Below are 14,187 nucleotides of genomic sequence, written 5' to 3' on the forward strand. Positions count from 1 at the left end.
GAGGAGCCCCGCCCGCAGCCCGCACGGTCGACGCGCATCCGCGCGTAGCTCTCCCTTCACTCACCCTTCACTCCCCCAACAACCGCCGCAGCCACCGCAAACGCGCCGCCTGAGCATCGACCGAGAGCGCGGCCTGGGGCACGAGGCCGTCGAACCCGTGGAAGCCGCCCGGCCATACGTGGAGTTCGGCGCTTCCCCCGGCCTGCCAGATACGGGAGGCGTAGGTGACGTCCTCGTCGCGGAAGGTCTCGGCGGAGCCGACGTCGATGAAGGCGGGAGGGAGGTCGGAGAGGTCGTCCGCGCGGGCCGGCGCGGCGTACGGCGAGACGTCGTCGGTGCCGCGGGCCTCGCCCAGCAGCGCGTTCCAGCCGGTCTCGTTGGCCGTGCGGTCCCATACGCCGAGCCCGGCCATCTGGTGGGCGGACACGGTGTCGTTGCGGTCGTCGAGCATCGGGCACATCAGCAGCTGACCGATGGGGCGAGGGCCCCGGCGATCACGTGCGAGGAGTGCCAGGGCCGCGGCGAGTCCGCCGCCCGCGCTGCCCCCTGCCAGGATGATGCGGTCCGGGTCGCCGCCGATCTCCTTGGCGTGGTCCGCCGTCCACAGCAGACCCGCGTAGCAGTCCTCGACCGGGGCCGGGTGCGGATGCTCGGGGGCGAGGCGGTACTCCACCGACACCACGACCAGGCCCAGTTCCTTCGCCCAGTCGAGGGGCAGGCCCAGCCGGTTGGTGCCCACGACCATGCCCCCTGGATGCGTGAAGTAGACGATCGGGCGGGGGCCCGGCGCGGCGGTGGGCCGGCAGATCAGCAGCGAGACCTCCGGTGCGCCCGGCGGACCGGGCACCGCCCGCTCCTGCACCTCGAAGAACCCGCCACAGCTCAGTTCGTCGTTCGTCATGAGCGCGACCAGGGCGTTGATCTGCTCACGCGCCGCAGGGATGTCCTCCGGGGTCGCCGACGTCGGAGCCACATCGCCGAGTTCGACGAGCGCGGCGGCCAGCTCAGGGTCGAAGGGCGGAGCGGGCGGAGCGGGCGGAGCGGGCGGAGGGGACGGAGGGAGCGTGGTCATCTGGACCTCCTGGGGTCGGTCATCGGTGTGCTCGCGGCCCGGATGGAAAGGCATCGCGGCGCGGCGAAGTCATGCGGTGATGGTGCTGTTCGTCGAGCGCCGGGGGGCCGCGAGGGCGAGCGGCACCCCTCGAAGGGGATGGGGTCGAGGCCCTGGAGTACGGGCTCACACGGGGGTCGGCCGAGTGCGCTCGCTTCTTCCCGGCCGTGCGCGTGCGTACGTCTCCTGCCGAGCGGCGGGCAGCGGCCTCGGCGTTCGTTCGAGTGTCCGGGACGCCTCTCGCGGAGGAGACGGGCGGCACCGTAACCGGACACCCCGTTCGCCGTCCAGCCCCTCCTCGCTGGGGCCCTATGGCCTGTGGCCTGCGGGGCTTCCCCGGGCTCCCGCAGGCGTCACCGTCCACTTCGCGTGGCGACGGTACGACAGTGGGGCGGCCCCTGGCCGTCCGAGGAAGCGCGTCCGGTACCGGCCCGCGCTGCCACCGGTCGACGGCCGAAGGCACCGGTCAGGCGGAGTCGCGTACCTGAACCCGCAGCGGGTCCTCGATGGGGTCGGCGGGCAGCTCCTTCTGGTCAAGGGCGTCGACGACTCGGCGGGCAAGACTCCGGGCGAGGGTCTCGGTGTCGCGGACGACCGTGGTCAGTGACGGTCGCAGCAGAGCCGAGCTGGGGATGTCGTCGACGCCGATCACGGCCAGGTCGTGCGGGGCGCGCAGCCCGAGGGACTGCAGGGCCATCAGCACGGCCATGGCGATGTCGTCGTTGAACGCGCAGATGCCCGTCACCGGCGGGTCGGCGGCGAGCCATGACTTCACCGCTGCCACGGCACCATTCAGCTCCAGCGGGACCGTCCGGACATCGGGCTCGGGGAGGCCTCGTTCGGCGCAGACCCTGCGGACCCCGTCCAGTCGCGGCTGGGCCAGGACGTCGAGCCGGGGCAGGTCCGGGTAGGCGTAGCCGATTCGGCGGTGCGAGTCGACGAGATGCCGGGCCTGCGTCGCGCCGATCGGTTCCTCGGACACCAGAGGGGACCGGACGTCCCCCCGCTCCCCGGACACAGGAGGGAACCGGACATCTCCCCGTGCCGAGCCGTGCATCGTCATGACGACCTCGATGCCCGCCGTACGCATGGCGTCGGCCTCGGCCTCGGGAAACTCGTTCAGCGCGAGTACCGCGGCAGGTGTCAGGGCTCTCCAGACCTCCCGCAGGGGCCGGGCGGGCTGCGCCGACGAGTGCACGAGGAACGTCAACTCGTGTTCGGCGAAGGCGTTGGTCAGCAGCTGGATGAGCCGCCCCAGCACATGCTGGATCGGCCAGTCCGGCAGGACGCCGAGCACGATGTCGGAACGCCCCGTCCGCAGTGCGCGCGCCGCGGCCGAGGGCGCGTAGCCGAGGCGAGCGGCGGCGTCCCACACCCGGCGGCGCGTCGCCTCGGCGATCTTCTGGTGCGGGGTGTCGTTGAGGACGTAGCTCACCGTCGCCCGCGAGACTCCCGCCTCCCGCGCCACATCCCCACTGGTCACCCGTCTGCCTCTGGACGTCCCCGCCATGCAACCCCACCCTCTGACAGACCTCTTGCCAAACCCCGCGATTGCGGGCTAGCTTACCCGCTCAGTCAACCTACACGTTTAAGTGGCGCGTTTAAGTAACGCTCTGTAGTGGAATTCGATAACTCTCCCCAGGCGCCACGCTTCAGGGCCCCCACCGTCCCCGGTACTCAGCGAAGAGGACCTATGTCTGGCCTGAAAAGCACCACGAGCAACCCGTGGAAGACCGCGACGCTCGCCGGCATGGCGTCCTACCTGGACGCCGCCGCCCTGGTGACGTCGGGCATCGCCATCGGCGGCTACTACGCCGCTCCGCTCCAACTCGGCCCCGAGACCATCGGATCCCTGCTGGGACTGCAGACCCTGGCGTTCGCCGCCGGTGCGCTCCTCGGTGGCCGGCTGGGCGACCGATTCGGCCGCCGCGCGATCTTCACCTTCTCGCTCGTGCTGTACGCGGTCGGTGTCCTGCTGCTTCTCGTGGCGACGGGCCCGGCTCTGCTCTTCGCAGGTGTCGTGACCACGGGCCTGGCCATCGGCGCGGATCTCCCTGTGTCGCTGGCCCTCGTCAACGAGGAAGCGCCAGAGGGCAAGAAGGGCACCATGGTGCTGTTCTCCAGCATGCTCTGGCTCGCCGGCATCGTGGCCGTGCTGATGCTCAGCTCCTTCGTGGGAGCGCAGGGCATGTCCGGTGGCCGGATTCTCTTCGCGCACCTGCTGGTCGTGGCCGTCGTCGTGCTGCTCCTGCGCCTCACCCTCACCGAGTCGGCCGAGTGGGCAGCCGCCCGCCGGGCCGCCGACGCACATCCCAACACCACCGCAGAGACCATCGAGTTCAGCCGCGTCCGGGATCTCTTCCGGGCGCCGACCGGCTACGCCCTGCTCGCGACGGGCCTCTACTACGCCACCTGGAACCTCGGCGCGAACACCCTCGGTCAGTTCGGCACCTTCCTGTGGACCGCTCTGGCCAAGGGAGAGGTCGCGCAGTTCTCCCAGCTGACCCTCCTCGGACTTCCGGTGGGCTTTGTCGCCGGACTGGTGTTCATGCGGGTCATCGATAGGCCGGCCCGGCATGCCTGGTTCGCGGCGGGCACCGCCCTGATCGTCATCGCCTGGGCGCTGCCGGCCCTGTTCGGGCCCGGCAGGTTCACCCTGGTCGCCGTCATGCTCATCTCCGGCCTCGGCAACTCCTTCGCCGGCGAGTCCATCTACAAGATCTGGTCCCAGGAACTCTTCCCCACCCTGCTGCGGGCCACCGCGACCGGCGTGACCATGGCCTTCACCCGGGCCTTCGCCGGACTTGCGGCGCTGGGCACGCCCGCCTTCGCCCTGGGCCACACCCGGCTGTTCTTCGGCCTGCTCCTCGGCGTCACGTCGGTCTCGGCGGTGATCGGCCTGGTCTGGGTGCCGCGCCTGCCCAGGGCCGCCCAGCCCGAGGAGCCTGCCGAACCGAGCGGCGCTCCCGTACCCGAGACGACCGAAAAGGCTGCTCCTTGATCCGCCACCACGACTTCCGTCACAACGGCCTGACGCTGCGCTCCACGCTGCACGTCCCCGAAGGTCCGGCCGGAACCCGCCATCCGACCGTCGTGTTCGTCCACGGCTTCACCTCCAACCGGCTCGAACTGCCGAACTTCGTCGCCATGTCCCGGCTGTTGCAGGCGGACGGCATCGCCTCGGTCCGGTTCGACCTCTCCGGACACGGGGAGAGCGACGGCGACTTCTTCGACGTCACCATCACCGAGGAGATCGCCGAGACCCGTGCGATCCTGCGGGCGGTCCGGGCCCTCGACTTCGTCGACCCCGACCGCATCGGCCTGGTCGGGATGAGCATGGGCGGCGTGGTCGCCGGCATCACGGCCGCGGAGGAGCCCGGGATCGGCGCGCTGTGCCTGTGGTCCCCGGCGGCCGTCGCCCCCTTCGAGGTCGGCAGGGGCTACCTCAAGGGCCGCAGCGTCGCACCGCAGATCGCGGCGAAGGGCTACTTCGACGCCGACGGCCACCGGGTGAGCCCCGCTCTCGTCGAGGACATCGCCGGTCTCGACGTGTACGGGCGGTCCAGCGCGTACACCGGGCCGGTCCACATCCTGCACGGCGACAAGGACGAGGCCGCTCCCCTGGAGTACGTACGCCGCTACCTGGACCACTACGACGGCAACGCGGAACTCGAGATCGTCGAAGGCGCGGACCACGCCTGGGGAACCGTCCCCCACCGCACCACACTGCACCGGTCCACGCTGCGATTTTTCCGGAGGCACCTCCAGCGATGAAGACGTCGAGCACTGCGGCACTCCCCGCGACGGACACCACGACCCGGGTCACCGGCCTGCGCACCGCGGACGACTCCGGTCTGGTGGCCACCCCGTACCCCGAGCCGCGCCTGTCGTGGTCGCTGACGAGCGAGCGGCCGGGCGTCCTGCAGCGCGCCTACGAGATCGAGGTGTCGGCCGACCCGTCGTTCTCCGACAGCGCGTCCAGTGGAGCGGTCGAGTCCGACACGGTGACCGATCACCCGTGGCCGGCGCAGCCGCTGAACAGCCGCGAGATCCGGTACTGGCGTGTCCGTGTCCGCACCGATCTCGGGTGGACGGGATGGAGCGACCCGGCCCGTGTGGAGGCCGCGCTGCTCGACGACATGGACTGGGTGGCCCGCCCCGTCCATGTGCCCGATGACCGGGGCCGTTCCTCCCCCGGCCCCGTGCCGTTGCTCCGCCGGGAGTTCCACCTCCCGGCGGAGCCGGTGTCCGCACGCCTCTACGTGACCTCGCTGGGCGTGCACCGCACCGCAATCAACGGCAAGCCCGTCTCCGACGACGTGCTGGAACCGGGCTGGACCAGCTACCCCAACCGTCTGCTCTACTCCACCTACGACGTCACCGGCCTGCTCGTGCCCGGCACCAACGCCCTCTCCGCCACGGTCGGCGACGGCTGGTACCGCGGCCATCTCACCTGGCACAAGAACCGCGACGTCTACGGCGACACAACGGCTCTGCTCGCCCAGCTCGAAGTCGGCCTGGCCGACGGGACCCGCGTCACCATCACCACCGACGGCCGCTGGAGAAGCGGTTACGGCGATCTGCTGGCGGCGGACCTGTACGACGGCTGCGAACGCGACCTCCGCCGCAAGCCCCACGGCTGGCAACTGCCCGGCTTCGACGACCGCGAGTGGGAACCGGTCGCCACACTCCCTCTGCCTGCCGGGCTGACCCAGCGGGCACACCCACCCGTGCGCGTCGTCCAGGTCATCCGGCCCGAGCGGCGGACCCTGCCCGACGGCACCATCGCCCTCGACGCGGGCGAGAACGTCACCGGCTGGCTGCGGCTCCGCGCGAGCGGCCCGGCGGGCAGCACGGTGACCGTCCGGCACGCCGAGGTTCTCGACAGCGACGGCCGTCTGCTGACGAGCATCCTGCGCGGCGCCCGGGCCACCGACCAGTACACCCTGGCCGGTGGCACGGCCGAACTGCGGCCGGAGTTCACCTTCCACGGCTTCCGGTACGCCGAGATCGCCACCTCACCGGCCGTGACCGTCGAGGCGGTGGAGGTCGAGGTGGTGGCCAGCGACCTGCGCCGTATCGGCGAGTTCCGCTGCTCCGACGAGCGCGTGAACACGCTGTACGCCAACGTCGTACGGTCCCAGCGCGGCAACTTCCTCGCGGTGCCGACGGACTGCCCGCAGCGCGACGAACGGCTCGGCTGGACCGGGGACATCATGGCCTTCGCCCCGACGGCGTGCGCCACCTTCGACAGCGGATCCTTCCTCGACAGCTGGCTCACCGATCTCCGCATCGAACAGCGACCGGACGGCGCGGTCCCGCTGGTGATCCCCTATGTGTCGCTCGGCGAGCTGCCGCCGGCCGAGCTTCCGCACGCGGGCGGCGCCGCGGGCTGGGGCGACGCCGCCACCGTCGTACCGGCCGCCCTCTTCGACGCCTACGGCCGGCGCAGCATGCTGGACCGCCACTACGCGGCGATGCGGGCATGGGTCGAGTTCACCGTCGACCACCTGGACGAGGACGGGACCTGGAGCGGCAACGCACAGCTCGGTGACTGGCTCGACCCCGCCGCGCCACCGGAGGACCCGGCGCGCGCCACCACCGACTCCGCCTATGTCGCCACCGCCTTCGTCGCGCACAGCGCCCGGCTGCTCACCGACGCGGCCCGGGAACTGGGCCACCTCGACGACGGCGAACGGTACGAGGCCCTGCACCGGCGTACGGCCCAGGCCGCCTGGCGCAAGTGGGGCGACCACGCCCGCACCACCCAGACCGGCTGTGCGCTCGCCCTGGAGTTCGGTATCGCGCCCGCCACCGAGCGCGCCGAGGTGGGCAAGGCTCTCGCGGGCCTGGTGCGCGCCAACGGCGGCCGTATCGCCACCGGGTTCCTCGGCACTCCGTTCGTCCTGCCCGCCCTCACCGGCACCGGCCATGTGGACGAGGCGTACCGACTGCTGCTCAACACCGAGTGCCCGGGCTGGCTCTACCAGGTCGCCCGGGGCGCCACCACCATGTGGGAGCGGTGGGACGCCATTCGTCCCGACGGCACCATCGACGTCGAGAAGGCGGGCATGATGCTGTCGTTCAACCACTACGCCTACGGCGCGGTCGCCTCCTGGCTCCACCGGTCCGTGGCCGGTCTGCGACCCGTCGCCCCCGGCTATCGCACGATGGAGTTCGCCCCCCGCCCAGGCGGCACGCTCACTTCCGCCGAGGCATCGGTCACCACTCCGTACGGCACCGCGTCCGTCGCCTGGTCGATCAGCCGCGACACCCTCACGGTGGAGGCCGTTCTGCCGCCCGGCACCACCGGACGGTTCAGCGCCCCTGAGGGCTGGCACTCCACGGAGGCCGTCGACCGACTCGAATCCGGCAGCCATCTCCTGTCCCTGCGTCCGGTCACCAGTTCCTGAGACGTCATCCACCCAAGGAGCCGCACCCATGGCGACCCCCCACGATCACGACGCAGCCGAGCTGGGCCTCGACGAGAAGACCGCGCTGCTCTCGGGCCGGGACATGTGGTCGAGCAAGCCCGCCGAGCGAGCGGGGATTCCCTCCCTCGTCCTCAGCGACGGTCCGCACGGCGTCCGGCTCCAGCGCGCGGACGCCGACCACCTCGAACTGCACGACAGTCACCCGGCGACCTGTTTCCCGCCCGCGGTCGCGCTGGCCTCGAGCTGGGACGCGGAACTGATCGGGCGGGTGGGAGAGGCGCTCGGCCGTGAGTCCCGGGCCCTGGGTGTCGACGTACTGCTGGGCCCGGGCGTCAACATCAAGCGCTCGCCGCTGTGCGGCCGGAACTTCGAATACTTCTCCGAGGACCCGCTGCTCAGCGGCGTGCTGGGGACGGCACATGTGGCCGGGGTCCAGAGCCAGGGCGTGGGCGCCTCCGTCAAGCACTTCGCCGCCAACAACCAGGAGACCGACCGGATGCGGGTGAGCGCCGACGTCGACGAGCGCACCCTGCGCGAGATCTACTTCCCCGCGTTCGAGCGGATCGTGACCGAGGCACGCCCGGCGACCGTCATGTGCGCCTACAACAAGATCAACGGCATCTACGCCGCCCAGAATCGTTGGCTGCTCACCCGGGTGCTGCGCGAGCAGTGGGGCTTCGAGGGGCTGGTCGTCTCCGACTGGGGAGCCGTCGGCGACCGCGTCGCCGCACTGCTCGCCGGAACCGACCTGGAGATGCCCGGCACTCGTCGCGACACCGATGCGCGGGTCGCCGCCGCGGTCCGGGCCGGTGAGCTGGACGAGGCCGTCGTCGACACGGCCGTCGCCCGGCTGCGCGCCCTCGCCGGGCGAGTCCGCGCCCAGGCGGACCCCGTGACGGTGGACTTCGACTCGCACCACCGGCTGGCTCGCGAGGTCGCCGCCGACTCGCTGGTGCTGCTGAGGAACCGCGACCGGACGCTGCCGCTCGCTCCCACCGGCCGCGTCGCCGTCATCGGCGAGTTCGCCACGGCCCTGCGCCATCAGGGCGGTGGCAGCTCCCACGTCAACGCCACCCGGGTGGACAGCCCGCTGGAGGAGCTGCGTGCCGTACTGCCCGACGCCCAGGTCGATTTCGCCCAGGGGTACCGCACCGCCGGCCTTTCCGACGCCGCGCGACTGCGTGCGGAGGCCGTGGCGGCGGCCTCGCGGGCCGACGTCGCCGTACTCGTCGTCGGCCTGCCCGAGGCCGACGAGTCCGAGGGCTACGACCGTGAGCACATCCTGCTGCCGCCCGAGCAGGTCGAGTTGGTCCGTGCCGTGGCCGGGGCCGCCGACCGCACGGTGGTGGTGCTGATCAACGGCGGTGTCGTCTCCCTGGAGGGCTGGCACGACGATGTGGACGCCGTGATCGAGGCCTGGCTGCCCGGCCAGGCCGGCGGCGGAGCCATCGCCGACGTGCTCACCGGGCGGGTCAACCCCTCCGGCCGTCTGGCCGAGACCATCCCGTACCGGTTGAGCGACAACCCGTCCTACCTCAACTTCCCCGGCGAGCAGGGCCATGTCCGCTACGGCGAAGGCGTCATGGTGGGCTACCGCTACTACGAGACCGCCGACGTCGCCGTCCGCTACCCCTTCGGGCACGGCCTGAGCTACACCTCCTTCGAGCAGAGCGACTTCCTGGTCACGCCCACCGGGCCGGACACCGCCACGATGAGCGTCACCGTCACCAACTCCGGCGACCGCTTCGGCAAACACGTGGTGCAGGTCTACGTCACCGCGCCCAGGCGCCCGGTCAGCAGTCCGGCCAGGGAACTGCGCGGCTTCGCCAAGGTGGCTCTGGCGCCGGGCGAGTCCACCACCGTCGAGATCGCCCTCGACCGCCGTGCCTTCGCCTACTGGGACATCACCCGCGACGACTGGACCGTCGCCGCCGGGCAGTACCGGGTGCAGCTCGCGGACAACGCCCACGACGTCACCGCCACCGCCGCGCTCGTCCTGAAGGGCGACAGCGTGCCGCGACCGATCACCCTCGACTCCACCGCCGGCGAGTGGTTCGGGCATCCCTCGGTCGGCCCTGCCCTCACCGCGGCGATGACGTCCGGGCTCACCCGGGAACAGTCCGACGAGGTCCTGGAGGGCAACGAAGGCGCCCTGCGCCTGTTGTCGTCCATGGCGATGCGTCAGTTCCTCGGGTTCCTCCCCAAGCCGATTCCGGCCGAGACGCTGGATCGGCTGATGAAGACGAGCGAGGCGTAACCGAAGCCCACCGACCTCGGTTCCCCTCGCACCCGGTCCCGGAGACCGGGCTCACAGACGGCGGCCCGCTGCTCCCTGACACGCAGCGGGCCGCTCCCATTCGCGGTCCCGCACGGTCCGGCTCGGCGAGAACCGGTGGGAATCGACGCCGAGTTCGCGCATCAGGGCGTCGTCGTCGCGGAACCGGTGATAGTGGTCGACCGTGACGGCCGTCGACAGGTAAGTCGTTCACCCGTGTGTCCGAGCAGCGGCGTCGTGCCGCCTCACCGCAGGGCGTCGGCGAAGAAGTCGAGTGAGCGGTCGACCTCGGCGAGTGCCGGGGTCCGGTTGAGGTGGCCGTGCGGCATACCGGCGGCCAGGTAGGTCCTGACCTCTGTCTCGGAAGCGGTCAACTGCCGCGCCAGCAGTTCGGCCGACGGCCGGAGGTCGTCGTACTCGGAGACCAGCAGGTGAACGGGCGGCAGGCCGTGCAGCGCGGCCGCGCCGGGGAGGGCGTCGCGCGGGAGGTCGGTGAGCCGGCCGGTGTAGTTCCGCACCATGAACTCGACGTCCGCCGTGGTGAACCGCATCGTCGGCGGGAGGGCCGTCATTTCGGCAGCCATGGCGCTGTCCAGGGCCGGTACGGGGAAGTGCGCGAACGGGTAGGCGAGGAGGAGGAGATCGGCCGGCCGCAGTGCCTCGTCACGGTCCCGGAGGGCCGCGGCGAGAGCCAGTGCGGCGCCCGCGCTCGCCCCGCCGAGAGCCACGCGCTCGACGTCGCCGGCCAGCTCGGTCCTCAGCCACCGCCACGCGGCGCACACGTCGTCCAGCGGAACGGGGTACTGGACACCGTCCGTCGCCAGCCGGTAGTCGACGGAGACCACCACGGCCTCGGCCCGCGCCGCCAGTTCGGCCGCGACGACGTGCGCCTCGGGCATGTCGAGGTCGCCGCCGAGGAAACCGCCGCCGTGCACCCACAGGACGGCGGTCGAGGCGGGGCACCTCGGGGTGTACGTCCTGACCGGCACCGCGCCGTGCGGGCCGGCCGTCTCACGGTTCTCGACCACGACATCGGGTTGTGCCCATTGCGTCGGATCCCGCATGAACTCGCCGAACCGGGACCGGGCGTCCGGGTCGGCGAGATCGGGGAACGCCATGCCGGCGAGGAGATGCAGTCTCTCCGCGAGATAGGGGTCGAGGGGCATGGTGGCCGCCTTTCGTGATGTCGGGGGCCTGGGGCAGCAGGCGTACCTGGGGGCACAGCGGAACCGGGATGGCCGACAACCGGCGCCACCGGTTGCGGCCACCCCTGCGGCGGACCTCCGCCGTGGCAGCTCAGGCCGTCACGTCGAGTCGCGGACTTCGAGCCGGACCTGCGGCTCCACCGGGTTTCCGGGCACCTGCGCGCCGTCGAGCGCGACACTCACCGAGTTCGCGTACAGCTCGGCGATCCCGGGGAGGTCCTGGACCACCGTGGTCAGGGGTGGGTAGGACACCGCGGCGGCGGGGCTGTTGTCCACGCCGATCACCGCCATGTCCCGAGGTGCTTCGAGGCCGAGGTGCCGCAGACCGGCCAGCACGCTCATGGCCACGTCGTCGTTGAACGCGCAGATGCCGGTCACCTGGGGATCGGCGCCGAGCCAGGACCGGACCGCGTCGGCGGCGGCGCTCGGTGTCAGCGGGACGGTCCGGACGTCGGGGTCGGGCAGTCCCAGCTCGGCGCAGACTCGGCGGACACCCTCCAGGCGCGGCCTGGCGAAAACGGCGACCCGCTCGTCGTCGGGGTACGCGTATCCCAGCCGTCGGTGGGAGGCCGCCAGATGGCGTGCCTGCGCCGCACCGATCGCGTTCGCGCTGGTGACGCTCTCGCCCGACCCGAGCCCCCCGTCGTCGTACAGGGCGGCGATCACCTCGATGCCCGCGGCCCGCATCGCCGTCGCGTCGGAGTCGGAGAACGGCTCGAAGGCCAGCACGGCGGCCGGTGTGAGGGCCTTCCAGATCTCGCCCAGCGAGCGGGCTCCTCTGATACCGGAATGTACGACGAAGGTGAGATTTCTCTTCGCGAACGCAAGCGTCAGCTCCTGGACCAGCTGGCCGGCCGCGTAGCCGAGCGGCCAGTCGGGCAGCAGGCCGAGCACCACGTCGGAGCGCCCGTACCGGAGCGTTCGCGCCGCGGCCGACGGAGCGTAGCCGAGCATCTCGGCCGCCGCCAGCACGCGCTGACGCGTCGCCTCGGTGATTTTCTGATGCTGCGTGTTGTTGAGGACGAAGCTCACCGTGGCCCGTGACACCCCGGCTTCACGGGCCACATCCGCGCTCGTCACTCTCCCGCTTCGCGGTGCCATCGACGACCACCTTCCACGAACCTCTTGCGCAACGCAGGAGACACAGTTAGTTTACGGACATCCACTATAACGTGTTAGCGACACGTTATAGCTACTCCAAGTAGCCATGATGCGAGGTTGTGCGATGGGACGCCCTACCGACTCATCCAGTCGCCGACATTGAAGCAGACGGCCTGCGGCACCCACGAGACGGAGTGATCCTCCGGGTACGTCGACAGGGCCGGCCCTTTAGACCACGGCGGACTCCGCCATCCCTCTGCCGCCATCACCGGTCGCCCCGGTCGGGCGCAGGGGAACACCGTCCCCGGCGCCGCGTGACCGCTCACGCGCTCCGCCCGGCCATCGGACCAGCACCGCCAGGCACTTCAGCGGCTTCCTCCGTTGAGCCCTCAGCTGAACACTTGCAAATCCGCCCGCCGGGCATTCAGCCTCGGCGGTCCCCCCTTCGCGAGCCGCGCTCGCTCCTTTTTGCCTCGGCCCCCTCTACATCGGAGACCCTCAATGAAGAGAAGAACCGCACTCCAGGCCTCGATCGGCGTGGTCGCGACGCTCACGCTCGCCGCCTGCGGCGGTGGACAGACGGGCAGCGGCAGCGGCTCCGGCCAGACGACCCTGACCATCGCCCTGTCCTCCGCGCCCAACAGCCTCGACCCCGCCCAGGTCGCTGTCGGTCCCTTCCTCAACTACATGGACCCCGCCTACGCCACGCTGCTGACCCGCAAGGCCGACGGCACCCTGGGGGCCGGGCTGGCCGACAAGTGGGGCTATGTCGGCAAGGGGAACACCAAGTTCGAGCTCCACCTGCGCAAGGGCGTGAAGTTCGCCGACGGCACGCCGATCACCGCCGCGGACGTCGTCAAGTCGTTCAAGTACTTCCAGAAGGGCAGCGGTCCCGCCGCCGCCTGGTTCCGACCCCTGGCGTTCTCCACGCCCGACAGTTCGACCGTGGTGATCACCAGCCCCACGCCGAACCCGGACATGGGCACCCTGTTCACGCCCCCGTACACGGGCGGCGCCATCATCAGCCCGGCTGGGCTGAAGGTGCCGAAGAAACTGGCCTCCTCGACCTTCGGCGCCGGACCGTACGTGTACAGCGCCCAGCAGTCGGTCTCCGGCGACCACTACGTCTACATCCCGAACAAGAACTTCTACGACCAGTCCGCCATCCACTTCAAGAAGATCACCGTCCGGGTGATGCCGAACGTCAACTCCCAGGTACAGGCCCTCAAGTCCGGGCAGATCGATCTCATGTACGGCACGCCGGACGTGGCGCCGACCGTCAAGGGCGACAAGGCGATCACCACGCTCCAGAAGCCCACCACCTGGGCCGGCCTGTTCCTCCTGGACCGTGAAGGCACCGTCGTCAAGGGACTGGGCGACGAACGTGTCCGGCAGGCATTGAACTTCGCCATCGATCGCTCCGCGATCACGAAGGCGGTCTACGGGGACTACGGAACGCCGGTCTCCCAGCCGCAGATGCCCGGCTACGACGGCTACAGCCCCGAGGCCGCGAAGATGTACCCCTACGACCCGGACAAGGCCAAGAAGCTGCTGAAGGCGGCGGGTTACGGGAAGGGGCTGACCATCCCGGTGAACTACGGGTCGTTCGACCCCTCAACGACCAAGATGGTCCAGGCGGTGCAGGCCCAGCTCGCCGAGGTGGGCGTCAAGCTGAAGCTGAGGGCCGCCACGAACTTCGGCGCCTGGATCAACGACCTGCTGACGAAGAAGTACGCGGCCACCGTGCTCTCGCCCGGCACGGGTGGCGAGCCCAACTTCTACGCACAACAGCCGCCATTCACCAAGACGGGCATCATGAACGTCTTCGGCGTGGCCGACCCGGACGTCGACGCCGCCTACGCCCGGCTCGCCGCGGCGGACCCGAAGTCCAGCGAGGCGGCGTCGAAGGATCTCACCGACGTGATCGTGAAGAAGGCGCTCGCCCTGCCGGTGTCCGGTACCGACACGATCGCCATGTACAACAACAAGCTGCGCGGGGTGAAGTTCCCGGACGGCGGCGCACAGCTGACCTCCAACACCCTGTGGACCACCCGCTGACGA

General features: G+C 70.8%; 10 protein-coding genes. 5 read left to right on the forward strand and 5 right to left on the reverse strand.

What is annotated here, in order from left to right:
* Positions 1 to 67: 67 nt before the first annotated feature.
* Both SGFS_RS11675 and SGFS_RS11680 read right to left on the reverse strand, forming a co-directional pair.
* Complete coding sequence (locus SGFS_RS11675; protein ID WP_286249782.1) at positions 68 to 1,072, reverse strand: alpha/beta hydrolase; 1,005 nt, start codon at positions 1,070 to 1,072, stop codon at positions 68 to 70.
* 505 nt (positions 1,073 to 1,577) lie between these two features.
* Positions 1,578 to 2,594, reverse strand: a complete 1,017-nt coding sequence (locus tag SGFS_RS11680) for a LacI family DNA-binding transcriptional regulator (protein WP_286249783.1) — start codon at positions 2,592 to 2,594, stop codon at positions 1,578 to 1,580.
* 210 nt (positions 2,595 to 2,804) lie between these two features.
* Between SGFS_RS11680 and SGFS_RS11685 the strand changes: the two genes are divergently transcribed.
* From SGFS_RS11685 to SGFS_RS11700, 4 genes are read left to right on the forward strand one after another with little or no spacing between them, the layout of a single operon-like run.
* Positions 2,805 to 4,112, forward strand: coding sequence for an MFS transporter (locus tag SGFS_RS11685; protein WP_286249784.1), 1,308 nt, complete (start codon positions 2,805 to 2,807; stop codon positions 4,110 to 4,112).
* On the forward strand, positions 4,109 to 4,885 hold the full coding sequence (locus SGFS_RS11690; protein WP_286249785.1) for an alpha/beta hydrolase family protein: 777 nt from the start codon (positions 4,109 to 4,111) through the stop codon (positions 4,883 to 4,885). The genes SGFS_RS11685 and SGFS_RS11690 overlap by 4 nt, the downstream gene beginning before the upstream one ends.
* Positions 4,882 to 7,524 carry an alpha-L-rhamnosidase gene (locus SGFS_RS11695; protein ID WP_286249786.1) on the forward strand — a complete coding sequence of 881 codons (2,643 nt, stop codon included), beginning with the start codon at positions 4,882 to 4,884 and terminating at the stop codon, positions 7,522 to 7,524. Before SGFS_RS11690 ends, SGFS_RS11695 begins: the two co-directional genes overlap by 4 nt.
* A gap of 28 nt (positions 7,525 to 7,552) precedes the next feature.
* Complete coding sequence (locus SGFS_RS11700; protein ID WP_286249787.1) at positions 7,553 to 9,802, forward strand: glycoside hydrolase family 3 C-terminal domain-containing protein; 2,250 nt, start codon at positions 7,553 to 7,555, stop codon at positions 9,800 to 9,802.
* Between the two features lie 51 nt (positions 9,803 to 9,853).
* Here SGFS_RS11700 and SGFS_RS11705 read toward each other — a convergent pair whose 3' ends face one another.
* The 3 genes from SGFS_RS11705 to SGFS_RS11715 form a co-directional block, all read right to left on the reverse strand.
* Complete coding sequence (locus SGFS_RS11705) at positions 9,854 to 10,021, reverse strand: family 1 glycosylhydrolase (protein ID WP_286259890.1); 168 nt, start codon at positions 10,019 to 10,021, stop codon at positions 9,854 to 9,856.
* A gap of 44 nt (positions 10,022 to 10,065) precedes the next feature.
* Positions 10,066 to 10,986 carry an alpha/beta hydrolase fold domain-containing protein gene (locus tag SGFS_RS11710; RefSeq protein WP_286249788.1) on the reverse strand — a complete coding sequence of 307 codons (921 nt, stop codon included), beginning with the start codon at positions 10,984 to 10,986 and terminating at the stop codon, positions 10,066 to 10,068.
* Positions 10,987 to 11,124: 138 nt separating this feature from the next.
* On the reverse strand, positions 11,125 to 12,126 hold the full coding sequence (locus SGFS_RS11715) for a LacI family DNA-binding transcriptional regulator (protein ID WP_286249789.1): 1,002 nt from the start codon (positions 12,124 to 12,126) through the stop codon (positions 11,125 to 11,127).
* 501 nt (positions 12,127 to 12,627) lie between these two features.
* On the opposite strand from SGFS_RS11715, the gene SGFS_RS11720 reads away from it, so the two are divergent.
* Positions 12,628 to 14,184 carry an ABC transporter substrate-binding protein gene (locus SGFS_RS11720; RefSeq protein WP_286249790.1) on the forward strand — a complete coding sequence of 519 codons (1,557 nt, stop codon included), beginning with the start codon at positions 12,628 to 12,630 and terminating at the stop codon, positions 14,182 to 14,184.
* Positions 14,185 to 14,187: the final 3 nt, after the last annotated feature.

Source organism: Streptomyces graminofaciens (genome assembly GCF_030294945.1).
GTDB lineage: Bacteria > Actinomycetota > Actinomycetes > Streptomycetales > Streptomycetaceae > Streptomyces > Streptomyces graminofaciens.

Bases quoted from the DNA above. Each gene is read 5' to 3' on its own strand.
- SGFS_RS11675 (WP_286249782.1), bottom strand. From the start codon at position 1,072: ATGACCACGCTCCCTCCGTCCCCTCCGCCCGCTCCGCCCGCTCCGCCC.
- SGFS_RS11685 (WP_286249784.1), top strand. From the start codon at position 2,805: ATGTCTGGCCTGAAAAGCACCACGAGCAACCCGTGGAAGACCGCGACG.
- SGFS_RS11695 (WP_286249786.1), top strand. From the start codon at position 4,882: ATGAAGACGTCGAGCACTGCGGCACTCCCCGCGACGGACACCACGACC.
- SGFS_RS11700 (WP_286249787.1), top strand. From the start codon at position 7,553: ATGGCGACCCCCCACGATCACGACGCAGCCGAGCTGGGCCTCGACGAG.
- SGFS_RS11710 (WP_286249788.1), bottom strand. From the start codon at position 10,986: ATGCCCCTCGACCCCTATCTCGCGGAGAGACTGCATCTCCTCGCCGGC.
- SGFS_RS11715 (WP_286249789.1), bottom strand. From the start codon at position 12,126: ATGGCACCGCGAAGCGGGAGAGTGACGAGCGCGGATGTGGCCCGTGAA.
- SGFS_RS11720 (WP_286249790.1), top strand. From the start codon at position 12,628: ATGAAGAGAAGAACCGCACTCCAGGCCTCGATCGGCGTGGTCGCGACG.